25 protein-coding genes are annotated in these 23163 nt (G+C 61.2%); 15 read left to right on the top strand and 10 right to left on the bottom strand.

What is annotated here, in order from left to right:
* Positions 1-168 precede the first annotated feature (168 nt).
* Complete coding sequence (locus ACSSVG_RS14340) at positions 169-1005, top strand: alpha/beta fold hydrolase (RefSeq protein WP_253464433.1); 837 nt, start codon at positions 169-171, stop codon at positions 1003-1005.
* A gap of 50 nt (positions 1006-1055) precedes the next feature.
* Here the strand turns inward: ACSSVG_RS14340 and ACSSVG_RS14335 are convergent, their stop codons facing one another.
* The 5 genes from ACSSVG_RS14335 to ACSSVG_RS14315 all read right to left on the bottom strand — a co-directional run bounded on the left by ACSSVG_RS14335 (position 1056) and on the right by ACSSVG_RS14315 (position 5613).
* A complete protein-coding gene (locus tag ACSSVG_RS14335; RefSeq protein ID WP_492415300.1) occupies positions 1056-2582 on the bottom strand; it encodes a CYTH and CHAD domain-containing protein in 1527 nt (508 codons plus the stop codon).
* Positions 2583-2718: 136 nt separating this feature from the next.
* Entirely contained in the window at positions 2719-3222 is a 504-nt protein-coding gene (locus ACSSVG_RS14330) for an SRPBCC family protein (protein ID WP_492415299.1), read from the bottom strand.
* 120 nt (positions 3223-3342) lie between these two features.
* Positions 3343-3798, bottom strand: coding sequence for a hypothetical protein (locus tag ACSSVG_RS14325; RefSeq protein ID WP_492415298.1), 456 nt, complete (start codon positions 3796-3798; stop codon positions 3343-3345).
* Between the two features lie 400 nt (positions 3799-4198).
* Entirely contained in the window at positions 4199-4462 is a 264-nt protein-coding gene (locus ACSSVG_RS14320) for a hypothetical protein (RefSeq protein ID WP_492415297.1), read from the bottom strand.
* Between the two features lie 386 nt (positions 4463-4848).
* Positions 4849-5613, bottom strand: a complete 765-nt coding sequence (locus ACSSVG_RS14315; RefSeq protein WP_253464441.1) for an IclR family transcriptional regulator — start codon at positions 5611-5613, stop codon at positions 4849-4851.
* A gap of 130 nt (positions 5614-5743) precedes the next feature.
* On the opposite strand from ACSSVG_RS14315, the gene ACSSVG_RS14310 reads away from it, so the two are divergent.
* The 3 genes from ACSSVG_RS14310 to ACSSVG_RS14300 all read left to right on the top strand — a co-directional run bounded on the left by ACSSVG_RS14310 (position 5744) and on the right by ACSSVG_RS14300 (position 8471).
* Positions 5744-6979 carry a CaiB/BaiF CoA transferase family protein gene (locus tag ACSSVG_RS14310; RefSeq protein ID WP_253464444.1) on the top strand — a complete coding sequence of 412 codons (1236 nt, stop codon included), beginning with the start codon at positions 5744-5746 and terminating at the stop codon, positions 6977-6979.
* The gene (locus tag ACSSVG_RS14305) at positions 6976-7809 is read left to right on the top strand and encodes an enoyl-CoA hydratase/isomerase family protein (protein ID WP_492415296.1); all 834 of its coding nucleotides are present in this window, start codon (positions 6976-6978) and stop codon (positions 7807-7809) included. The genes ACSSVG_RS14310 and ACSSVG_RS14305 overlap by 4 nt, the downstream gene beginning before the upstream one ends.
* Positions 7810-7874: 65 nt before the next feature.
* Positions 7875-8471: a nucleoside/nucleotide kinase family protein gene (locus tag ACSSVG_RS14300; protein ID WP_492415295.1), complete on the top strand. Its 597-nt coding sequence runs from the start codon at positions 7875-7877 to the stop codon at positions 8469-8471.
* A 632-nt stretch (positions 8472-9103) separates the two neighbouring features.
* On the opposite strand, the gene ACSSVG_RS14295 is transcribed toward ACSSVG_RS14300, so the two are convergent.
* On the bottom strand, positions 9104-9835 hold the full coding sequence (locus ACSSVG_RS14295; protein ID WP_492415294.1) for an NUDIX hydrolase: 732 nt from the start codon (positions 9833-9835) through the stop codon (positions 9104-9106).
* 106 nt (positions 9836-9941) lie between these two features.
* Here ACSSVG_RS14295 and ACSSVG_RS14290 point away from each other — a divergent pair, with 106 nt between their 5' ends.
* The 5 genes from ACSSVG_RS14290 to ggt all read left to right on the top strand — a co-directional run bounded on the left by ACSSVG_RS14290 (position 9942) and on the right by ggt (position 15640).
* Entirely contained in the window at positions 9942-10958 is a 1017-nt protein-coding gene (locus ACSSVG_RS14290) for an SPFH domain-containing protein (RefSeq protein WP_492415293.1), read from the top strand.
* Between the two features lie 9 nt (positions 10959-10967).
* Entirely contained in the window at positions 10968-11870 is a 903-nt protein-coding gene (locus ACSSVG_RS14285) for a diacylglycerol kinase catalytic domain-containing protein (RefSeq protein WP_492415292.1), read from the top strand.
* 312 nt (positions 11871-12182) lie between these two features.
* Complete coding sequence (locus tag ACSSVG_RS14280; RefSeq protein ID WP_492415291.1) at positions 12183-12629, top strand: hypothetical protein; 447 nt, start codon at positions 12183-12185, stop codon at positions 12627-12629.
* A 126-nt stretch (positions 12630-12755) separates the two neighbouring features.
* Positions 12756-13697: a hypothetical protein gene (locus ACSSVG_RS14275; protein WP_492415290.1), complete on the top strand. Its 942-nt coding sequence runs from the start codon at positions 12756-12758 to the stop codon at positions 13695-13697.
* 107 nt (positions 13698-13804) lie between these two features.
* Positions 13805-15640: a gamma-glutamyltransferase gene (ggt, locus tag ACSSVG_RS14270; protein ID WP_492415289.1), complete on the top strand. Its 1836-nt coding sequence runs from the start codon at positions 13805-13807 to the stop codon at positions 15638-15640.
* Between the two features lie 8 nt (positions 15641-15648).
* On the opposite strand, the gene ACSSVG_RS14265 is transcribed toward ggt, so the two are convergent.
* Positions 15649-16251, bottom strand: coding sequence for an NUDIX hydrolase (locus tag ACSSVG_RS14265; RefSeq protein ID WP_492415288.1), 603 nt, complete (start codon positions 16249-16251; stop codon positions 15649-15651).
* 339 nt (positions 16252-16590) lie between these two features.
* Between ACSSVG_RS14265 and ACSSVG_RS14260 the strand changes: the two genes are divergently transcribed.
* The 4 genes from ACSSVG_RS14260 to ACSSVG_RS14245 all read left to right on the top strand — a co-directional run bounded on the left by ACSSVG_RS14260 (position 16591) and on the right by ACSSVG_RS14245 (position 19118).
* Positions 16591-16749 carry a hypothetical protein gene (locus tag ACSSVG_RS14260; RefSeq protein WP_231343151.1) on the top strand — a complete coding sequence of 53 codons (159 nt, stop codon included), beginning with the start codon at positions 16591-16593 and terminating at the stop codon, positions 16747-16749.
* Positions 16750-16756: 7 nt separating this feature from the next.
* Positions 16757-16906, top strand: coding sequence for a hypothetical protein (locus ACSSVG_RS14255; RefSeq protein WP_253464466.1), 150 nt, complete (start codon positions 16757-16759; stop codon positions 16904-16906).
* Positions 16907-16989: 83 nt separating this feature from the next.
* The gene (locus tag ACSSVG_RS14250) at positions 16990-17907 is read left to right on the top strand and encodes an ABC transporter ATP-binding protein (RefSeq protein ID WP_492415287.1); all 918 of its coding nucleotides are present in this window, start codon (positions 16990-16992) and stop codon (positions 17905-17907) included.
* Complete coding sequence (locus ACSSVG_RS14245) at positions 17907-19118, top strand: ABC transporter permease (protein ID WP_492415286.1); 1212 nt, start codon at positions 17907-17909, stop codon at positions 19116-19118. The genes ACSSVG_RS14250 and ACSSVG_RS14245 overlap by 1 nt, the downstream gene beginning before the upstream one ends.
* Before the next feature lie 496 nt (positions 19119-19614).
* Here ACSSVG_RS14245 and ACSSVG_RS14240 read toward each other — a convergent pair whose 3' ends face one another.
* The gene (locus ACSSVG_RS14240; protein WP_492415285.1) at positions 19615-20100 is read right to left on the bottom strand and encodes a DUF6301 family protein; all 486 of its coding nucleotides are present in this window, start codon (positions 20098-20100) and stop codon (positions 19615-19617) included.
* Positions 20097-21263: a TY-Chap domain-containing protein gene (locus ACSSVG_RS14235; protein ID WP_492415284.1), complete on the bottom strand. Its 1167-nt coding sequence runs from the start codon at positions 21261-21263 to the stop codon at positions 20097-20099. The genes ACSSVG_RS14240 and ACSSVG_RS14235 overlap by 4 nt, the downstream gene beginning before the upstream one ends.
* A 141-nt stretch (positions 21264-21404) precedes the next feature.
* On the opposite strand from ACSSVG_RS14235, the gene ACSSVG_RS14230 reads away from it, so the two are divergent.
* The gene (locus tag ACSSVG_RS14230; protein WP_492415283.1) at positions 21405-21839 is read left to right on the top strand and encodes a hypothetical protein; all 435 of its coding nucleotides are present in this window, start codon (positions 21405-21407) and stop codon (positions 21837-21839) included.
* A 249-nt stretch (positions 21840-22088) separates the two neighbouring features.
* Here ACSSVG_RS14230 and ACSSVG_RS14225 read toward each other — a convergent pair whose 3' ends face one another.
* Complete coding sequence (locus tag ACSSVG_RS14225) at positions 22089-22583, bottom strand: DUF6301 family protein (RefSeq protein ID WP_492415282.1); 495 nt, start codon at positions 22581-22583, stop codon at positions 22089-22091.
* Between the two features lie 208 nt (positions 22584-22791).
* Here ACSSVG_RS14225 and ACSSVG_RS14220 point away from each other — a divergent pair, with 208 nt between their 5' ends.
* Complete coding sequence (locus ACSSVG_RS14220) at positions 22792-23118, top strand: hypothetical protein (protein WP_253464482.1); 327 nt, start codon at positions 22792-22794, stop codon at positions 23116-23118.
* Positions 23119-23163 lie beyond the last annotated feature (45 nt).

Below are 23163 nucleotides of genomic sequence, written 5' to 3'. Positions count from 1 at the left end.
CCTCTCTTGGCTGCGGACCCAGGCCGGGATTGCCCAGAGCAGGGCGCGACGCCGGGACAGGTCGCCTTGGCCTGGCTGCTGGCGCAGAAGCCCTGGCTCGTGCCGGCGTCGCAGTAGGCCAGTAGGCTGGAAACGTTCGTGTTGAACCGCATCGAAGGGACTTGAGTTTTGGCTTACATCACCGTCGGAAACGAAAACAGCACTGAGATCGAGCTCTACTACGAGGACCACGGAACAGGCCAGGCGGTAGTCCTCATCCACGGCTACCCGTTGGATGGTTCATCCTGGGAGAAGCAGACCGCTGCCCTGCTCGACGCAGGCTACCGCGTGATCACCTACGACCGCCGCGGATTCGGCAAGTCCAGCCAACCCACGGAGGGCTACGACTACGACACCTTCGCAGCCGATCTGAAGTCCGTCCTGGACACCCTGGACCTGAACGACGCCGTGCTGGTGGGCTTCTCCATGGGCACCGGCGAAGTTGCGCGCTACATCAGCACCTACGGTTCGGCCCGCGTTGCCAAGGCAGTCTTCCTCGGCTCGCTGGAACCGTTCCTCTTGAAGACCGATGACAACCCGGACGGGGTGCCGCAGGACGTGTTCGACGGCCTTGCCTCGGCAGTCAAGGCAGACCGGTACGCCTTCTTCACCGATTTCTTCAAGAACTTCTATAACAGCGACACCTTCCTGGGCACGGAACGCCTCAGCCAGGAAGCCGTGGACGCCAGCTGGAATCTCGCCAGCAAGTCCGGCGCGTTCGCATCGGTTGCCGCCCAGCCAACGTGGCTCACGGACTTCCGGGCCGACATCCCCAAGATCGACGTGCCGGCCTTGATCGTCCACGGCACGGCTGACAACATCCTGCCCATCGACGTCACCGGCCGGCGTTTCAAGGATGCACTGCCCAGCGCCGAATATTTGGAAATCGAGGGCGCGCCGCACGGCCTGCTCTGGACGCACGGAGCCGAGATCAACGACGCCCTGTTGGGCTTCCTCAAGAAGTAGCCGCTCCACCCTGATGGGCCCGACGCACGGTTGTTACGGCGTCGGGCCTGTCACTTCTTGAGCCGCAACTTCCGCGCCATTCCGCCGTTCTGCAAGTAGTCCTGCTCCGTAGCATCGGCGGCGTTGCGTTCCATGGCGTGCAGCAGTCCGAAGGTGAAGGCACTGTTGCCGACATCCGACGCCGTGCCCAGCCTCAGCAGCTCAGCACGGGCCATCACACTGTCCTGGTGCTCGCCCAGGATCGACTGGACCTTGTGGGCAGCCTCGCCCAACCGGGCGGCCCTCTTTCCATGAACTCTCTCCGCGGCCTCGGCGGCAAAGCGCAGCTTCTTGGCGGCTTTCCGTACTTCATGAAACGCCGTATCGCGTTGGGGCCCGACGGCGGCACCCACCGCAGCCTTGTGGCGTTTGGCCAGCCGTTTGGCGGCTTTGTTGACGAGCTTCGCCGTGGTCTTTGTGGCCTTCCTCGTCGCCTTGCGTGTCAGCGGCGGGGCGTCGAGGAGGTCTTCCAACTCGTCCAGCAGCCGGAAATAGCGGGGGCTGTTCAACCGGTTCTTGACGGCCGACATAGCAGTGTCCGCCCTGACTGCCATGCGCTGATCGAGTTCATCGTGCAGTGGGCCGAGGACCAGAGTTCCGGGCAATTCATCAAGATCGTTCCTGAGGCGTTCGTGCAGGACTTCGGTGTCCCGGTACCGGCCCAGGGTCTTGGCCAATGATTTCAATCCGGTCTGGAGGTTCGCGGCTGCCCCCGCATCGAAAAGCTTGCGGTACGTGTGCAGCACGGACCGGATGCGGCGGATTATTGATCGCATCTGATGAACTGAGTCGTCCCGGCCCAACCTCACATGGGCATCCTGCAGGAGTAGCTCGGCCACTTGTGTTGCGAGATAATCGAGGACGGGAACCACGGCCGTGCTCTTGCCGCCCGGCGTTTCCCGGCCTGATCCGTTGGCCGCGGGCCAGGATTCACCCAACGCAGTGGCAAGCTTGGACGTCCGCTTGCTGGGCATGGCGCCTGCGTCTGAGAGCTGTCCGGCCAAGGTCTCCAGCACGGCGTCGTCGACGTTTCCGTCGTGGGCGGCCAGCTCGACTTCCCACTCACGCCACGCCAGCTGCCGGGGCTCACCGATGGCAACGTGGGCACGGACGTGATCGTCCACGAATTCGGCTACTCGTTCGCCAGCGCTGCCATACAGGGCATAACTTGTTCGCTCGGTACTGAGGGTGGCGATTGCTGCCACGGCATGCCCGCGGGTGTAGGCGAGCACGCGGTCCATGATCTCCACGGGGACGGTATCGGCACTGCCCAAGGGTGCATGGATCTCGGTCCGTTTACCGGGGCCGAGGGGTAATTTGAGGTGCCAGCCGGCATCCAGGCCGCCAGTCCGGCGTCGGAGAGTAATTCCGCGGGCAGCGAGGGACAAGAGGCGCGTATCAAAGTAGATGGCTTCCAGGCTGTGACGTGCCGGGTCACCCACCTTTCCGATGCCGCTGATCTTCTCCAGTGCAGGCAACGGAGTGGACTCCTCGGCGTCGAATTTCCGCTCGGCTTCCACGCTGCTGGACGTTCCCATTGCTGTCAGGACTCCCTTCCGGGTAAGGCGGAGGGCCGGCCCGTGATGGTGGCCGGCCCTCGTCGGACCTATCTCGTGGTGCTATGTCCAGTGTGAGTCAGTACGAAGCGCTGCGCTAGATGTCGATGGAGTCGCGCTAGATATCGACCGAACGCGGACGAGTGGACTCTCCGGTGTCATCAACGTCGCCGCCGGACACAGTGCCGCGCCAAGCGCCCGATGCATGGCCCTGCGCTTCGATGAACTTCTTGAATTTGTCCAGATCGGCACCTACCCGCATGCTGTCCACGCCAAGTGCTGATCCGGCCTTCTCTGCCAGGCCTTCCGGCTCCCAGACGATCTCCACGTCAACCCTCGTGCGGGATGGCTGGAGGGGTTCGAAGCGGACGGTGCCACCGTTGCGAGGACCGTCAACGCTTGCCCAACTCACCAGCGCGTCTGGAACCTGCTCAATGATCTGGGCGTTGTATTCGCGTTTCACACCGCCCACATTGGTGGAGAAGTGGAGGGCAGTCTCATCGATCTGTTCCACTGCCTCCACCCCGTTCATGAACTCGGGAAAGGCCTCGAATTGTGTCCATTGGTTGTAGGCGACATATACGGGGACATCTACTTCGATTGATTTGATGACCGTAGCCATGGATTTCGCTCCTTCGATCGTGTCTCGGGTGCTCATGCAGTACTGCGGGGCGGGGCGGCGCGCCAGCCAGCTGGCTGCTTAACCAGTGGCGCGCCAGTCTTAGCGCGCCAGCCAAAGCTCTTAGCCGGCGTCGAAACTTTCTTCAACATCGTCGTTGGGTGACTCTTCCTGGGGAAGGTCGTTTCCGCTGCCGTCCGGCAGCGAGTCGTCGTTGCCGTCGGGCTGCAAGGATTGCTCGGCGTGCGATTGCTCGTCTATCCCACCGAATCGGCCGGCCCCGGGCTCGCCCGCGCTGTCCGAGTTTTCCGGATCCAGATGGCTGAGGTTGGGAGCCCCTGTGGAATACGTCTCGCCGTCGGGGCTGTCCTGGCTCAAACCGGCTTCGGTGAGGTCCTCTTCGACGCGGGGCTGCGCCTGTCCTCCGCCTGCTTCCTGCTCGGCCGTAGGAGTGCCGTAGCCTCCTACTTCCTCTTCCGGTGCGGCATTGTGCGTGTCCATGCGACCTGTCCTTTCCTCAACGGTGAACGTGTTTATGGATCTCTTCGAACCTATAAGTGCAGCTGGCGGTGTGTCCATGCATCAACGAAATTAATCAGTAATCTTAGCAATTTTTGGATAAACGGGATAAGGTGCAGACTCGCATCCGGGTCATGAAGGCTGCGGAATTTCACAGCCACCCTGGGGATCCAACCCCGTGTAATTCAAAGGGCCTGCGACGATATTCAAGGCGATTGTTGCCAATTGCGAGCATTGCGCCGGCGGGGTGCCGAAGTAACCCCGCTGGCCAGCCGCCACGGCCCCGATGACGAGCCACACGACCACAAGCAACCCAATGATTGAACCACTTCGCATCACTACCCCAATCGCTGAACCGACAACCCCCAGCTATTAGTAAGCATACTGACAAAGGCGCCCATCACCAAAGAAGTGTGGCCGCGGACCGGGTGCCTCCCGTCCGCGGCCACACTTGGCCCGATCAATCCGTAGGACTGGTTTCGGCTGTCAGACCACGGCCGTCCGCAGTCTTTTCGTCCTTTTCTTCCGCCGGCCCAGGTGGGTTGGCTGACTCGCTGGGTCCAGCGTCGACGGCGTCGTCCGGACTTTCCGACGAGGCATCACCCACTGGAACCTGGCCACCCGACTGGGCGACTGCCGGGTCCCTCGGGATTGGATGCCCGGGGGTTGTCGTCCCATCGCGAACCTGCTCGAAACCGGCAACTTCACCAGGATCAGTCGTCATACGCGAGACCGCCCGCGGCCCAGAACCCAGCCGAGCACGGCCAGCACAAGCAGGATGATTCCCACCCATAGCAAGAAGCTGAGCGCCTGGTTAAGTCCGCCAACGAGGAGCAAGATGATCGCGATAACACCGGCGATTATTAAGAGTGTGTTCATTGAGCCACGCATCCCTTCAATAACTGTTGTCTATTCAGGAAGGCGTCCGCTGGTACTCCACTGATGGAGCGCCACCCATGCCAACGGGCACCGATTGGAGAATTTCGTCTCCACATCGCTTGCGTACCCACCCGGGAAAGGCTCAAACGGAACGGTTGCCCGGGCGGAGCACGTTCACAGGCTCATAATAAGCACCCTTTGCGTCGCGGCGAAGTATTTTGGTCAGGAAACTTAGTATCCCTTGGTCGAGAAGGCTCCGAGGGCCCGGCTGATCTCGCGGGCAGTTCCGGCAGCAGCCTCTCCGTATTCCTGGTACTTGTCCGGAACAATCCGGCTTGAGGGGCCCGAGATGGAGATGGATCCCGCCGCCACGCCGCCCGGCCCCAGCAGCGGGACGCCGATCGAGGTGATGCCCGTACTGAGACCTTGCTCATTGATGGAGTATCCGCGGGCCCGGGTGTCCACGATCATCGCGCGAAGCTGCGTGGGATCCACAACGGTTTGTGGCGTCAACGCTTCAAGTGGTCCGGCAAGGTAATCGTTCACGAAGGCCTCGTCAGCAGCCGACAAGTAGGCCATGCCCGTGGAAGAAGCATGCATGGGCAGCCTCGACCCCAGTGGGAGGAAGGCCCTCAAGACGTGCGGGGTGTCGAGGCGTTCGATGATGAGCATGTAGCCGCGGTCCGGCACTGCCAGGTGCACCGTCTCGGTGGTGTCCAGCTGCAGTGCATTCAGCGGGCCCATGGCGGCATCGCGGATGGCCGAGCCGCTGCTTCCCCGGCTGGCAACGGCGAAGGCATGGTTGGTCAGAACCCATTTGCTGGCTTGGACTTCGGACTGCGCCACCCAGCCCAGTTCGGCCAGCGTCCTCAGCATTCGGAGCACGGTTGCCTTGGGCACATCAACTTCCCGGCTGAGCTCCGATAATCCGGCGGGCTGGTTGTCCGAGACGGCCTCCAGCACCCTGATGGCCGTGACAACGCTCTGCGTACTCATGCACCCTCCCGCTTGACCGACTACTCCCAGTGCCCTACATTACAGGCGACTTCCCAAAATGAACCAACGGTTCACCTAGTGAACCGTTGCCGATTGCGCAAGTTTTTCCGTCGCACGAAAGGTGCCCTCCATGCTCAAACCACTTCGCGGAATCACCGTGATCGATCTCAGCCGAGCCCTCGCAGGCCCCTACTGCACAGCCCTCCTGGCTGATATGGGCGCCAGGATCATCAAAGTTGAAAGCGTCAACGGGGGTGATACCGCCCGGCAATGGCCTCCTTTCCAGGATGGCCACAGCCTCTATTTCGACTCCGTCAACCGCAACAAAGTGTCCGTGTGCATCGATTTCTATTCGGACGAGGGCCGCGACATCCTCTCCGGATTGATCGCCGACGCCGATGTCCTGGTGGAGAACTTCAAGCCCGGAACGCTGGACAAGATGGGGTTCACGGCCTCCCGGCTGGAAGAGCTCAACCCAGGCCTCGTGCTTGGATCCGTCACAGGTTTCGGCAACACCGGCCCCCTCAAGGACGACGCCGGACTGGACCAGGTCATCCAGGGCATGTCCGGGCTGATGTCGGTGACAGGTCCCGGGCCTGGCTCGGCCTACCGTGTTGGCGTTCCAATCGTGGACATCACCTCCGGAATGATCTGTGCGTTCGGCATCGTTTCAGCGCTCCTGGGAGTCCGGAACGGCGAACGACCCAGCCGAGTGTCCACCTCCTTGCTGGAGACCGCCCTGAACCTCTCCGCTTTCCAAGGGCAGAAAGCACTCAGCCTCGGCGAAGCACCCACGCCGCAGGGCAACAACCACCCCGTCATCGCGCCTTACGGAATGTTCGCTACGGCCACGGAATCCATCAACATCGCTGTAGGCAGCGACAAGCAATGGCGGGCCTTTTGTGGGCTCCTGGGCGCTGCCTCCGCCGTGGATGACCCCCGCTTTATCACCGGAGCGGACCGGTCGGCCAACAGGGACCAGTTGACGGAGCTTATTGAAACAGCGCTTTCTTCGAAGACCGCCGCCGAATGGGTTCCCCTGATCAGCCAGGCCGGCATCCCCTGCGGCCCCATCTACGACTACACGCAGGCCCTGGCATCGGAGCAGGTTGCCGCATTGGGACTCGTGCAGCAACGCCAGCGGCGGGACGGATCCCGCCTCCCCCTTCTTCGTGGGCCACTCAGCCTGGATGGCGAGGCCAGCGAAATCCTCTCACCGCCGCCCCTGCTGGGCGAGCACACCGCAGAGGTACTGCTGGAACGCGGAATGACGCACGACGACGTCACCCGGCTTGAGCGCGAGGGCCGCGTTGTGTGCCAACCGGCTTCAGCCCAGGTTCCGGAAACGATGGGAGCACAGCAATGACCGTCGTATCCCCGGCCAACACTGCCCGCACCGAGGCTTCCCGTGCGGGCCGCATCTCCGTTTCAATCGCTGACGGCGTGGCTACCGTGGAAATCTGCAACCTTGCACAGCGGAATGCGCTGACCCGGGCCATGTGCCTGGAATTCCAGGAATTGATGCCGCGCCTGGACGCCGACGCCGACGTTGCCGTCGTTGTGCTGCGAGGTGCCGGCGGCACGTTCTGCGCGGGGGCAGCCATCAGCGAGCTTGCTTCGGTATTGGTGGACCAGCAGCCCGACGGATCGTCCATCGACCATCTCAGCCGCGCCGATGCCGCCATTTCCTCCCTTTCCAAGCCAACGGTGGCCTTGGTGGACGGCGCCTGTATGGGCGGCGGCTGGCAGATTGCAGCTGCCTGTGACTTCATCATCGCCAATGAGCGCGCCGTGATCGGACTGACTCCGGCCAAGATCGGAATCATCTACCCGCGTCCCGGCATGGAACGGCTTGTCAGGTTGGTGGGCCACGCCAACGCAAAGTACATCCTCCTCACCGGACAGACCTTCAGCGCAACCGAGGCCCGGGCACTTGGCCTGGTGGCCGACGTCGTACCTTCCGGGTCCTTTGAGGAAAAATCCGCAGCGCTTGTCAGTTCGCTGCGGAGCCGATCGCAGTTCTCCATGCATTCGATGAAGCGGCTGATTGACGCTACGGACACTGATCACTCAGACATCGATCACGAATGGGCCAACGCCTGGGGCGCCATGCCGGACAGCCCGGACATGGAGATCGGCATCAGCGCGTTCCTGAATCGCGAACAGCCCCGGTTCACGTGGCGGCCTGTGGGCTGACTCACGCCGCATCACGGCACAAGTTGGCACCTCACTTCGTTGGAAAGGAAACGAGGGGAGGCCTCATGCTCATTGTTCTGACTGGAATTGACGGTTCGGGAAAAACGACGGCGGCCCGCGCCTTGGTTGAATCGGCCCGCGCTGACGGGCGGAATGCCCTGCTGCTGGCCAACCACGCTGCCCGGCGGCGGCTGTCCCTGTTGTCCGAGCGGTTTGGGTGGACGTTGCCGCCACGGGTGGCCGACGTCATCGAGACCACCGTGCGGCTGTTCAACGTGCTGGTCAATCATGCGCGCGCCCACAGGTTCGACGGACTGGTGGTGATGGACCGGCACCTGCACTGCCAACTCGCGCTGCGCCAGGCCAACGGTTTACGCCGCGGCCGGCTGCTTCCGTGGCTGCTGGGAAAGCTCCCAGCGCCGGACCTCTCCGTCCATTTCGACGTCGACCCCCGACTCGCCCATCAACGGGTCACGGCACGCGGGACTGACAACGAAACACTGGCTGACCTTAAGGCATTCCGCGCCGCATACCGTTCGCTGCCCGAGTTTGACGACTTCATGGTGGTGGACGCTGGCGGGACACCGGAGCAGGTGTTAGGCCAGCTGAACCGGGTGGTCGCCGCCGGTGGACGCAAGGAACCCGCTGTCCCTTGTCCCTGAACCGGGCTTGACTTGCCCCCTGCCTCACCCCGGGTAGGCTCGGCCCATGCCAACTACGGCGTTCTTGGGGGGATTCATGAGTGCCAAAACCAGACGAAGCCTGCTGATCTTCGTGTTCGGATTCGGGACGTACGTTGCTTCTTTGTCGACGTTGGGTCCGCTCCCATCTTTGGCATTGGGTTGTGTTGTGGCCGCCCTCGCTGTTTTCGTTGACCGGTGGATTCGGACGCGGCGGGGAACCCCTGCGACTCAGTCACCCGATAATGCCTCCACTCCGGGTCAAGGGCATCCTTGAGTCAGTCCGTTGAACGCACGACGACGGACATCGCCTTAGCGGTCGCCGCTCGCCGGGGTGCCGGTCCGGTGACGCTGGCAGGAGCCGGGACCGAGTTCCTCTTTTATGAAGCCGCCGGTGGCTTAGTTCGTGAGGGCTACCGGATTCCCCGTTCACGTGAATTCAACACGGCGAACAACAGGGGTGTCTCGGCCGAAACCCTACAACGTCAGGAAATGGCATTGGCACACTGGGCTTCGGGCCACGGCATCCCCAGCGCGGCCGCCATTGACCTTGTGATAGGGGCTGGAACCGCAGCCCTGACCGCCATTGGAGCGATAACTGCCCCAGATCAGTGTCACCCGCTTTGGTCCCTCGGTCGCATCAGCGGCGGGTTCAGTACCGCGCGGGTGGGTTGGCCCGGCGTCGGGCGTGCTTCGGGGGCGAGCCTGAACAGCGCAGCCGGCCTCCCGGCGTCGCCCGCTGACATTCGCCCGGTGTCCTCCAGAAAGCCTGGCGTTCCGGTCGCTTTTCTATGGAAGTTCCGCGGGTCCAGGCGGGTGCCCCACACCGCTTCGTAGACCGAGCGAAGCTGGGCAATAGTGAATTCGTCGCCGCAGAATGCAGCACCCAACGGCGAGTACTCGAGCTTCGACTTGGCCCGTTCCAGGGCGTCATCCAGAATTCGTGCGTGGTCGAAGGCCAACTCTGGAACCTCAGCAACCGGATACCAGGCAGCGTGCTCGGCATCGCTGCCAGCAGCCAACACCGGAAAATCCGGCGCGAGCAACAAATGCGCCACAGTAAGGACATCACCACGGGGGTCGCGCCCCTTCGGGCCGTAACTTCCCAATTGTTCCAAGTGGCCAGGAAGGCGCTCGACGCCGGTCTCCTCCGCCAACTCCCTGGCAGCCGCTTCGAGCAGGTCCTCGCCCGCGAGGACGAAGCCGCCCGGGAGCGCGAGCTTGCCGCGGAAGGGCTCGATAAGTCTGGTGATGAGAAGGACGTTCAGTGCGCCATTGCGCACAGTCAAGGCAACGACGTCGACGGTCACCGGGAAGCGCTCTGGCGCCGGATGGGATTCAGGCATGCATCAATCGTAGGTACTTATCGTCATGTTGACAATAATGTGCACTTCCGTCTACGGTTTAGTTATCGTCAATTCGACGACAACTAAACGAAAGAGAGCGATCATCATGGCCACCATCAAGCGCTACCCCTGGATCAGCCACTTCCTTGGCAGCCCCACTGGCTACGTCGTCCACCTACAAAAGGGCGCCGTCAAGCACCAAGGAGTGGGCCAGGCCTTCTTCTTCCGCCCCGCCAACTCCGTGTTGAGCGAGGTTCCCGTGGACGACCAGGAACTGCCCACCCTCTTCCACGCCATCACCCGCGACCACCAGGACGTCAGCGTTCAAGCAAACGTGACGTACCGCTTCATCGATCCCGTTGCGGTGTCCACCCGCCTCAACTTCGGCCTGCAAAACGCCGGTTCCGCACCAGCAACGGGCCGCGAACAGGTGTCCACCATCATCGGGCAGCTCTGCCAAAGCCACGCGATCGATCAGATCGCCACCACCACGCTCGCCGAGGCACTCGAACGCGGCGTCAGCCAGCTCCGGCTGGTCCTCACCGAAGCACTGCGGGCCGATGCCCGGCTGCAGTCCACCGGCATCGAGATCCTGGCTGTGCAGGTCCTCGCGGTGCGGCCTGAATCAGACGTCGAACGTGCGCTGCAGACTCCCGTCCGTGAACAGCTCCAAGCCGAAGCGGACCGGGCTGTGTACGAGAGGCGGGCAGTCGCCGTCGAACGTGAACGCACTATTTCCGAGAACGAGATGGCGAGCCAGATCGAACTGGCTGTACGCCGCGAAAACCTGGTGGCCCAGGAGGGCGCGAACGCCCGCCGCGCAGCCGAAGAGAAGGCAGCAGCAGGGCTCATCGAAGCACAAGGTTCAGCTGAGAGAAAGGGCATTGGCGCAGCGGCCGAGGCAAACCAGATTCGCCTTGTTGGTGAAGCAGCCGCCGCCCGCGAGGCCGCCACCATGGAGGTCTACCGCAATATGGAACAGGCCACGCTTTTGGCACTGGCCTTGAAGGACGCTGCCGGGAGCCTGCCGAACATCGGGAACCTGACCATCACTCCGGATCTGCTCAGCGGCGCACTGGCCGGGCTGTTCAAGGAACCCGCCACAACTGAAGGCAGCAAGTAAGGTTCCGTCATGGCAACCCCGCGCATCGTCATCGTCCACCGGCGGACCGAACTTCAGGAACTCCTGGACCGGCACGCCACCCGCGGTCAAGCGGAGTTCTTTCTCCGCACCCGCGGGCGCAGCATCCAAGACGTGCAGGACCGGCATGATCGGCTCACCGGCACCCTCGCAACCATTCGAGCGGCAGTGCCGGCCGATTGGCGCACAGCGGAAGTGGAACGCGCGGACCTGAGCCGCTTCCTGCTCACAACCGAGGACATCATTGCTGTGGTGGGACAGGACGGGCTGGTGGCAAACGTCGCGAAATACCTCAGTGGCCAGCCGGTTATTGGCATAGATCCGGAGCCTGGCGCGAACCCCGGCGTCCTGGTCCGACACACCCCGGCGGCGGTAGCTGCACTGCTTCGTGCAGGAGACGTGGGGCGGCTGCACTGCCAGGACCTCACCACAGTGACAGCAACGCTCGACGACGGTCAGCAGCTTTCGGCGCTCAACGAAGTTTTCGTCGGGCACGCCTCGCACCAGTCGGCGAAGTACTCCATCACTGCGCCAAGTTTCACCCAGCCCGGCGGGCAGACGGAGCGGCAATCGTCGTCGGGCATTATCGTTTCCACCGGGACCGGAGCCACCGGATGGTGCGCTTCGATTGCCCTGGAACGCGGCGGACGCGCCTTGCCAGCACCCACTGATCCGCGGCTCGCTTGGTTCGTCCGCGAAGCCTGGCCTTCACCCATCACCGGCGCCTCGTTGACCGAAGGCGTTCTCGAAGCCGGCGAGGTGCTCCGGATCACCGTGGCGTCCGATCAGCTGGTGGTGTTCGGCGACGGCATGGAAGACGACCGGCTCACAGCCTCGTGGGGACAGGAGATCACAGTGCAGCTGGGGCAGAGGCCGCTGCGACTGGTTGTCTAGGTGGCAGCCGCGTACCGCCACCACCTACTTTGATCCTGGGGGCCGTCCGACACACCGTTTTCGCCGCGCGTCGAGGTGCTTCAGCACTCAAAGTTGGTGGTGACGGTACGGCGAAAGTCACCAAACGGCCGCGGCGCGTCCTAATCTTCGAAACCTCCGCTATGCGCTGCTGGGGAACTGAAGTACATCGGAGAACTTAAGAGGACGCTGGCGGCACAGTTCCGTGAGCCCGAAGACGAATGGGTAAAGTTCCTCACTTCCCGCGTCTACACCGGCCCCTACACGCAACGCGTTCGAGAGCAATTCACCGCATTGGTCACCAAGGCGACCAAGCAATTCCTGAATGATCAGGTCAACGAAAGGCTAAAAAAGGCCTTGGGTGCGCAAGCGTATCTACCGAATGATGACATCGCCGCGGTTGCCGTATCCAGCAAGCCCGTTGCCGAAGCTGACTTGGCAGACGCTGACGCATTAGAGACCACCCTGGAAGAAATCGAGGGGTACCAGATCGTCCGCGCAATTGTTTGCAGCGAAGTGAAGCCCAATCGTGTGGTTCAGCGGGATGCGAAGTCCTACTTTGCTGTCCTCTTGGATGACAACAACCGGAAGCCTATCGCGCGCCTTCATTTCAATCGGACTCAAAAATACATTGGGCTGTTCGATTCGAACAAGGAGGAGACCCGCGTTCCAATTACCTCATTGGAAGAGATCTACGAACATACGGAGGCCCTGCGCGCCAGCGTAAAGAGCTACCTCTGAAGTTGATCCCATGGGGTCGGTAGCCTCATAGATGCCGAGTTTATCCATTCGGCGTATTATTCATGGATCGTCCCTCCGCTCCATGACCAGGGCGCCCCACCCCGTGACTCAACCCTAGGAGCTTCCGTGAGCCACTCAGAGCCCGTTATGGGACAAGCCACATCCAGCAAACCTCCGCGGGCCTCCGTCAGTGACGCCGCGCTGGGATGGTTGCTCGGCATTGTTGCTGGAGCACTTGGTTTGGCCCCCTGGTGGATCACCGGCGCGACGTTGCCTTTGCAGAACCTATGGGCCACCGAGGTCCTGCCGGATCAGATGCCTGTGGGGCTGCTGCCCCTTAGCCAGTATCAACTGACCAGCATCGTGGCACTCCTTGGCGTGGGCGGTGCTGCCGCCGGATTAACGGTGCGGATCTGGGCACCGGTGCGCCGGCGTTTGGTCACGTGGTGCGCAGCTGGGGGCGTTCTCGCAGTTCAGTTCACGGCGACGGCGCAGTCCTTCGCGGTGCTCAATGAAGGCCTCGCTGTCGGATCAATGTCCAGCGTCTACCTCGCTGGGCTGCTGGCAGGCGTGATCGGATCCATCATTGCCGCACTGATAGCTCTTCTGTTGATGGCCTCACCTTCAACGGTGAAGACGACCATCGGCGTGGGACTCATGGCTGTTCCCGTCACCTCTTGGGGAGTCGAATGGGTGGTCAGCGTTGCGGGATACACCAATCTCCCCACCGCTGTGCCCACCATTGCGCGCTGGCTCCCTGCCGCACTGATTGGCTGTGCGCTGGCTTGGTGCGGCAACAAGCCCGCCCGCCGCACCGTGGCTTGGGTGGCCAACCTTGCCTTCTTGTGGTTTGTTCCCGCGCTCTTCACCTCCGTCCAATATGTCCTGGGGACACGCGTAGTGGCGGGGGACGTCCCGGAAATGCTCTTGATGAGCCGACAAATACTGACAGCTACGCTTGGCCCCGATGGAGGCGCAGGACCTACCATCCTCCTGGCTTTGGCCATCGGATTGGCGGGGCTGGGCGTTCGAGCCATCCTTGCCCGCCGGGTTTCGAACCCTGCCTAGCACCCCATTCCGCTTCAACAATCAACCGTTGTTCCCCGCACAGCCCCGCGGTAGGGTGACCGGACCGTCCACCCACATCACCGTCTGGACCAACTCTGGGAGACACCATGACACATGTGAGACGTCAACTGGCTGCTGTCACGGCAGCCTTGGCACTAACCGTGACAAGCGGCGCGATGGCCAGTCCGGCCTTCGCAGATCCACGCGAAACTGAAAAGAAAGCCACGGCCACAGGCTACGGAGGCGCTGTCAGCACCGTGGATCCGGAAGCTTCCGCGGCCGCCATCGACGTATTGAAACGGGGTGGCAATGCCGCCGACGCAGCCGTCGCCGCCGCCGCAACCTTAGGCGTTACCGAACCCTACAGCGCAGGCATCGGGGGCGGCGGATACTTCGTCTTTTACGACGCGAAGACCAAACACGTCAGCACCATTGACGGCCGTGAAACCGCTCCGGCGGGCATGCCAACTGACGCATTCATCGACCCGGCCACCAAGAAGCCGTACAACTTCACGCCTGAACTCGTCACCAGCGGCGTGTCCGTCGGAGTCCCAGGCACACCTGCGACGTGGGAACGTGCACTGGAACGTTGGGGCACGTTGGACCTCGGCGAAGCCCTGAAGCCGGCCATCAAGGTGGCTAACCGCGGTTTCGTAGTGGACGAGACCTTCCGGCAACAAACACTGGACAATAAGCTCCGCTTTGACGCATTTACCCCCACTAGGGATCTGTTCCTTCCCGGCGGTGACGCTCCCGCCGTCGGAAGTGTATTCCAGAACCATGACCTCGCGGCGACGTACAGGTTGCTCGCAAAGGAGGGCACCGACGCCTTCTACGGCGGTCGGCTCGCGGAGGAGATTGCCAAGACCGTCCAGGCCCCGCCGAAAACCGCGGAAACCAAACTTCCCGTTCCAGTCGGCTTCATGACCACGCAGGATCTTGCCAACTACAAGGTGTTGGACCAGGACGCCACCAAGGTGGAATACCGGGGTTACGACGTCTACGGCATGGCCCCTTCCAGCAGCGGCGGCACCACGGTGGGTGAGTCCCTGAACATCCTGGAGAACTACGACCTCAAGGACATGAAGCCGGTCGACGCCCTGCACCACTACTTCGAGGCCAGCTCGCTCGCCTTCGCGGACCGCGCCGCCTATGTGGGCGATCCCGCTTTCGTGAATGTTCCCACCCAGGCCCTGCTCGACCCAGTTTTCGCCAAGGAACGCTCATGCGAAATCGATCCCACGGCGGCCGCCCCTAAGCCTGTTGCTGCGGGAAACATACAAACGTACGACGGCGCGTGCCCGGCTGCCGTGGCACCACTCGCCAATGAGACGGATACAGAGAACATCTCCACGACGAATCTGACGGTCGCCGACAAGTGGGGCAACGTGGTGGAGTACACGCTGACGATCGAGCAGACCGGCGGTTCTGGAATTGTTGTTCCGGGCAGGGGCTTCCTGTTGAACAACGAGCTGACTGACTTCAGCACGGTCTATGACCCGAAGGATCCCAACCGGATCGAACCAAACAAGCGGCCGCGTTCCTCAATGTCGCCGACCATCATTTTGAAGGACCAGAAGCCGTTCCTGGCACTGGGGTCCCCCGGCGGATCAACCATTATCACTACCGCGCTGCAGACGATCCTCAATCGCGTCGATTTTGGCATGACGGTCTCCGAAGCGCTCGCTGCGCCACGTGCCGCACCGCGGAATGGAGCGACTGTCAGTTCCGAGCCTGCCTTCATTGATGTCTATGGTCCGGCGCTGGAGTCGTTGGGTCATGATCTGGTGCCGGCGGGTGATGCCTTCACATCGGCGGCGGAGATAGGTGCTGCGACGGCCATCGAATTCGGTAAAGACGGAAAGATGACCGCAGCCGCCGAGCCGGTTCGTCGAGGCGGCGGTTCAGCGCTGGTGGTGAAACCGGTAAAACCCGGTAGGTAGCGTGCGCGTCAGTAACCTGACAGGAGGCTCCGGACCGTCACCTGAAGCTTCTCCAAGGCAGCGTCCTGCTGGGAGCTCAGAGCAAATTTCAACAAACCACGGCAAGCAAGTCCAGCGTCTGTCAGGTCACCGCTGAGAAGGAAATCGAGCAGTTCGTCGCTCGGGAGTAGCCGTACAAAGCCCGCCTCGGAGGCGTCCCACGATGGGTCTCCCCCGGGGCGGGCTTCTGCTGCAATAGCCACATGCTTTCGACTGGACGAGCGGGCGGACCTCCACTCGGATCCTGCGTAGTAGATCGCCGATGATTCATAGCCTGTCTCTTCTGCCAACTCGCGTCGAGCAGCAGATTCCGGGGTCTCGCCCTGATTCACGTAGCCGCCGGGAAGTTCCAGTAGTGTCCGTCCCGGCCCCACGCGAAACTGTTCAAACATCACCACCTCGGCGCCACCCTCGGTGAAGGCGAGCATGGCAGCCGAATCGGGGCCGGCAATGACATCCCATTCGGAGACAGATCCGTCGGCCTCCAGATACGTGTCCCTGTTGATGGTGACAAAACCCTTGTAGGCCCGGGTGCTCCACAGTTTTCGCCACAGTTCATCCGGCTCGGTCAAGATGGGCGGTTGTTCCTGAGCTCCCGGCTGTATCTCCACACCATGACCAACGATGCAATGGCGATGATGATTCCGGAAACAGTAGACCACCAGTTCTGAGCTCCATTTCATGGCGGAGTCCTGGCATTCCCGTTAGGACCGGCGCCACCTAGACGACCCCAACAAACACTCAAATTTGGCCTATAGAGCACCTAGACGCCCTCGATCACCACTCATTCCTGCTATCCGCAACACCTAGTGCCTTTTTCATGTTGCAGGCTGAATCCAACGCGGTTCTCGATCTTGCCCATGGGGGAATCCGTTACAAGGAAAGCTGTTCCCCACTCTCTAGGAGAAGAAATGAACTGGCAGCAAATTAGCTGTTTGGCTGGGTTTCTCGGGCATATCGTCGCTACAGGTTCACTGATTGCGGCGGCGTTCACGGGCGGTGCGACACTCATTATCGGCGGTATTGCGTATTCATTGAGTGCGCTTGCAACGATGCTCGGCTGCGGTTAGGCCCAAAATGAAGTTACTGACGCTAACGGCAGCTTGCCTGTTCCTCATCACGGCTGTCATCGCGTTGTTCAGCAATCCCCCGATGGCCGCGCTCTCCTTCACGGCCTCAGTTGCGATGGTTGCAACTTGGGTCGTCTACAAGAAGCAGAGCAAGTAGTCGTTCATCACCGGAGCCGCGCCCGACGCTGAGTCAGGCCGGGCGCGGCTTCTCCAACGCGAAGTGACCCCGATTGAGGACGCATGAATTTCATCAACGTTGAGAACCTCTCCAAGAACTTCGGGCAATTCCAGGCCTTGAACGACGTCTCTTTCTCTGTGAAAGCCGGGGGATCGCTGGCGATCATAGGGCCGAATGGCTCGGGAAAGACCACACTGGTCCGCTGTCTCCTAGGACTGCTGAATGCCAGCGAAGGTACGGCAAACATAGCCGGCCAACCCTACGGCGCCGGCCATCCATGCACCGTCGGCTACCTGCCGGAGGAACGTGGCAACTTCCAACGCGATACTCCTCTGGACGTGCTGCGGTTATTCGGGAAACTTCGCGGCCTCACACATCATGACGCCAGTTCGCAGGCGTACGAGTACCTCGACGACGTCGGGTTGGCCCCGCATGCACGATCACCAATCCAAACACTGTCCAACGGTCAGCAGCAGAAGATCCATCTGGGAATCACGTTCGTTGGCAACCCTGACCTTCTGGTCCTGGATGAGCCGACGCGCGGCTTCGACCCTGTAAACCAGGCCATCTTTAAGACCTACCTGGAACGGCATCTCCTCCGCGGTGCCACTCTTATTCTGGTGACAAACCAAATGCATGAAGTTGAAGAGCTCACAAACAATGTCCTCTTTCTCCGCAAGGGCAAGCAACACTTTGCAGGCGAAGTGGAGGAAGCCAAGCAGAAGCTCGGTGGGCGCCGTACCGCATTGAGCTACACAGGTGTTCTTCCGCCGCACGCCAGTGAGTGGAATGTAGAGATGCCAGAGAATGGCACCCTCCTGCTGGACTCACGGCACGAGATCGATTCGGCGAACCAGCTGTTGGGTCGGCTGCTCAATTCCGGAGTTAAGGTGACAGACTTCAGCACGCGGTTGTCGAGCCTCGACGAGATATTCGTGGGCGTATATGGCGATTCAGCACAGTTGGGATCCTTGAACTGATGGTCATGCCAAACCGGACCCTTCTCGCTTTCGAACTCAAACGCCACTTCAAAAGGAAAAGCTACTGGGGAGCCACGTTAGCGGTTCCACTCGTTGTCATCGTGTTGGTGATTCTGGCACAGGTTGGCACTGCAGCCGCAGAAAAGAACGCCACAAACAGCACGGTGGGCGTGATGGACTTCAACTACGTGGACCCCGGCGGCGTGATAGACGTAAAGCTTGCCGAAGAGTCAGGTGGAACCCAGGTTTTTGATGTTGCTTCAGCCATCCATGACGTGGAACAGGGAAAAGCACAGACACTGCTGGTTTTCCCCACCAACCCCGCAAATGGCCGCATCGACATCTATGAGAACAATCGCGGACTGGTAGGCGACCAACGGTCTACGCCCCTGGCCCGCCACCTGTTGCAAATTTCCACGATCAGAGGTGCCGCACTACCTGGGCTAGCCAAGCCTTTGACCGGCAGCATTGAGGTCAATCGTGTTGGCTACAGGAATGGCAGTGCCGATCCAGGGTTGTCTTCCGTGGTGCCTCCCCTGCTCTTCCTGCTCCTGTACTTCGTAGTGACCATTTTTCTTGGCAACCAGATCATGTCCAGCTTCGCTGAGGAGCGCGAACAGAAAATCCGTGAGGTGCTCTTTCTGGATACATCCCCGGCGAGTGTCTATGCAACCAAGATCCTGACCACCGCTGTCCTGGGACTGGTTCAGCTCCTGAGCATGTCTCTGCCGTTGGTAGTGGTCTATGTGGCCGTGGGCCGGGACCTCGGATTGCCCCTACCGGCATTCCAAACCTGGGTGTTGGATGGCTCCAAAATGGTTGTGGGGCTGCTAATCCTTCTGCTCGGCGTAGTGTTCATGGTCTCCATTCACGCAGCTATCGGCGCACGGCTTCGAAGCGTCCGTGAAGGTTCGGCCTTCGCCACGCTATTCGTCATTCTGATGTTCGCCCCGGGTTACGCCTTGGGCCTGCTATCTGAGGAGCCTGGATCCCAGATTGTTCAGCTGTTCACGTTCTTTCCACCGACGGCCCCCAGCACCCTGCTCTTCAGGAACGCTTTCGGAAACGTCTCGGCGGCCGAGCTGATCGTCAGCTGCGCAGTCCTCCTAGTTGCCAGTTCCTTGGCCTTCTTCATTGGGCGCCGCGTGTACGCGGGGAAGGGAGCAAGACGCGGTGTAGTCGGAAGCCTGGGAAGTAGCGGCGGCCGGTGACTGCGAGCCTTGTGACTACGGGTGTGATCCTCAGTGGCTATGCTGGGCACCCGATGATGGGGGCGTCGTAACACTATGAAGATCCATGGCAAGAGTGCCACCGGTTATTGGTTGATGTTAGCGGGTTGGTACGGACTGACAATCGGCATGGCGACGCTGGCCCCAATTCCCTGGCTCTTGGTGGCTGGCGGGGTCTGCATCGTTTTTCCCTTAGTTGTGGGCTTGCTCTATGGGCAGATAGGCCGCAAAGCTCAGTACAAGACGGGTCCGGACAGCCCGGCGATTGTCATCATGGCTACTGTCTTCGCCGTGGTAGGCACACTTCTGCGCGGCTCCTCAATCGTTGGATGGGCGGGGCCGGTCCTAGGGTTTGCCACGTTCATCGGTATGTACCTTTGCCTACGCCGGTACGGTCACTTCCACGTAAGCGGCCATGAGGTTTCGCCCGACCAGCAAAGGGAAAACGCACGCTGATCAGCGAGCGCTCCTGCACACGTCATCGATCGCCGCTTTTCCGCTCCAGTTCTGCACCTTGCGGTGTCTCGTATTCAGCAGAGAGACCCCTGGGGAGGAAGCTGAAGGAGACTATTGCACCGCCGTCGACGTTCCATAGCGCTGTTGTGGTCTCTTCGAAGTACTCCAGCTTTGGCTTTTCCCACCGTGCTTCGCCCTCACGGACCATGAGCGTATGGGCGTCGCCGAGGAATGCGGTGGACTCCGGTGTCACCTCCCGGATGGTGTCCGAGGTGTCGAGGCTCAAATCCATCATCACGTTTTTGTAATCGATGGTCATAACATCAGCGGTGGTGAAGTTGGAGACTGTGTTCATTAGATATGGCGTGTCGTTCTCCACTTCGATGGTCCAACCGAACCGCTCCACAGCACGTTGCTGGGCCTCATCCTTCGACATCGGCCAAGGGGCTGCAATCCAAAAGTCCATGATGTCGCAGAGCTCAGCAGGGGGCATTGATTTCCAGGTCATATGTTTCGTCCTCTTCCGGGGGTAGCGTTCTTCGCTCGTTCGGTCCAGACCCTCCACGCGGAATAGCTGAAAAAGTTGAAATCGTACCCGGCCGCGGCAGCGGCATCCTTTAACGTCTCACCCACGCGGAAAAGGGGTCTGCCGTCATCGGCCTCGATTGACTGGGCGATCTCGGCGTCCGTGGCGTTGAGCAAGTGAATCAGAGGGTAGGCCGCACGGAAGGTCTCGAAGCCGCCGATGAAATCCACCCAATGACCGCGTCCCCAACGAATCTCCGTACCATGGGGCCCGACTTTTACATCAACCCCAGGTGCATCCTCAAAGGTGGCTATCTGCTTCTCCGGCCAAAGCATCCCCTGCACCACGTCAAGGGCGAAGGGCCGCACAGAGTCAGCCCGGGCCACTACCTTTGTGCGGTTGAGGCCGGCATGGCGCAATTCCAGAGTGCCATCGTCGGTCACGGCGATGACCTTCGTCGTCGACAGGTTTCTCCATTCCAGAACCGCGTCGGGGTGGGTGAGCAGGCTGAGCTGCACGCGAGGGTTGATCGCCTTCATGGGCGAGGTACTGAGAATTTCCTCGACCCGCGGGTGGTCCAGGGAGCTGACCCACACGGTGGGTCGCCGCTCCCGTTCCACAGTCCCCTGTGCGTCGACGTGGTTCGAGTCGAGCCCCAGACCGGGGAGGTCCAAGGAAGCGGAACCGGGGTCCATCCGGGCCACCCGTTCTGCGGACCAGGTCTGTCCTCCTGGTATCTGCTCTGCCTCCCGCCAGGCCCGATAGCTGAGCTCGTCAGGACTCTTTAAGCCGTAGGAACTCCGCAATGCGGCGACGCACCGCTCCGCGAGCTCACGGTACTCCGAGGTCAACGCTGGAAGCGGCAGAACGGAGGACCAGTTCGGCTGCGCAAGGCCGGGCGCCTGCCAGCCGGCGTCCCTCAGCACGGACTCGTCGGCGTTAACCGCTACATCCTTTCCTGGAGCCTCGGCGTCAAGACGGTCGCCCTGCCCCGCGAATTGCACATACCGGTTGGGGTACACGTCAGAGGCGATGATCAGATAGGCGCGATCCGATACGGATCGGAGGGTGGCTGCGAGTCGATCGCGGAAGTCGTTCCAGTCGAACGCAGCCTGCTCGCTTGGCTTCCGCTCAGTCCACGGCATCGGCACCCGTCTTCTGACAGTGCTGAAATGGAGGTCCGGGTCATCATGAGGGATATTTTTGACCCGATCCGGATCACGGGGATCAAGTCGTTCAAACCCCTCGTCACCAGCTGAGGGTTCCAGAGTGCTCACCATGAGTCCGTGTGGGCCACTCAGACGGACTTCGACGATCAAGCCTCGATAAGTGCCACGACGAACGACTTCATGGCACTCCAACTGCTCCTCCCGACCGATCTCCCGGATGAATCCGCGCTTACCCAAAGCAGTGAATCCCGGCGTTGGCTGATCCGTCCACAGCACCCAAACATCTCCTCGGGGCTGCAGCTGATACTCAACGCCGTCAAGAACGGCATAACGTCCCGGTCTTATGAGGTCTTTCATGTGGTCTTCCTCCATGGCATGGGAAAGGGAGTTCGCGTGGTGGTGATACTTAGGTCGGGGTCGTCCAAGGGGATGGACTTCCTGTATTCACCACGATCGACCTGCCGAAACCCCTCAGCAACTGACGTCGAATCGTTCGTCCAGGCCATCACCGGCCCTTCAGGCGATTGGGCCGCAATGGTGATGCCACGGTAGATGCCGTGATACTCGAGTCTGAAGCACTCCAACTCCAGCGGGTCCCCCACGGTGACTCGCCGCACATACCGGCCATACTCGTCTCTGGTGAAGCCCGCAGTTCGCTCGTTGCTCCAGAGCTCCCAGCCCTGGCCCTTTGTAGACAGTCGGACCTCGACGCCGTCGTACACGGCATAGGTGCCTGGGGCCAGAAACTTCGACGGCGGAGGTTCAGGAGAGCGGCGTTGGAGCCTTTTGGCGCGAGCCACCTCAGTTCCCCGACGTCCGGTCGAGCTCGACGCCCTGCGGCGTCTGGAACATTGCGCTGAGGCTCTTCGGATGGCAATTCAATGAGATGCGCGCACCGGAGGACAAGCACCAGCTCGCCGACTCCGAGCCCGCAGACGCTCGCATCAGCTGCTTTCCCCAGCGCTCCGTTCCTTCACGCACCATGAGCGCAAAGTTGTCCCCGAGGAATTCAGTTGATTCCGGCGTGATCCTACGGATTACGTCAGAGATCCGCAGGCTGATGTAGCTGAGAGCTCCCTCGCTACCAATCGTCGAAACGTCCGGGATAGTGAAGCCCGATACCGTGTTCATAAGGTAGGGAACGTCGTCCTCCACCTCGATGCTCCAGCCATAACGCTCGACGGCGAGGCGCTGCACTTCGTCCCGCGTCAGCGGCCACGCGGCGGCAGCCCAGAAGTCCATGAGGTCACAGACCTCGGCCGGGCTCATGGCTTTCCACGTCACGATTTCTGTCATTTGTCCTCCCCAGGGCCCAGGCCTCAGGACGCCATCGTCTGGGCATTTTCCCTAGTGTAGAAGACGTCTCGGACTGCTAATGACACGTAACTATCAATTCTTTTGCCCTTCCGGGGGCACTCGCCCGCGCCAAGTAGCATGCCTCGTGGAATCCTTCACCTGGGCAAGAAGCCTCCACGGCTGTCCGGGAAAAACCAAAATCGTCGCCATGTCGTTCAGTACTTTGTCTATCCTTTGGGCGGAGGAGACCCGTACCCCTGGAATCTGGCTGACCCCGCTGCTCACTGATGAGCGGCTCAGAAGCACCATCTGCGCATCGTCGAAGGACGACCTCTTTATCGGAGGTTCTCTGGACAAGCTCTGGGATGGAGGACGTGAATCTGAGAGTGCAGGAACGTTCTTTGAGGTGCCTGGGGCAGACCACTCTTTGCAGATCCCTGACGATTGGCGGGCCTCCCAGCAGGCCCAAGCCGAGGTATTCGCCAGGGTTGAAGAGTTCGTTGTGAGGCTGGGCGGTACACCTAGCTCTGCCTGAGATCCATCCGCCTGAGTTCGACCATGCGACCAACAACCGCGCATA

This window comes from Paenarthrobacter sp. E2MeOHC11 (assembly GCF_058744955.1).
The sequence above is the reverse complement of the archived record's forward strand: the minus strand, read 5'-3'. Positions and strand labels throughout refer to the sequence as shown.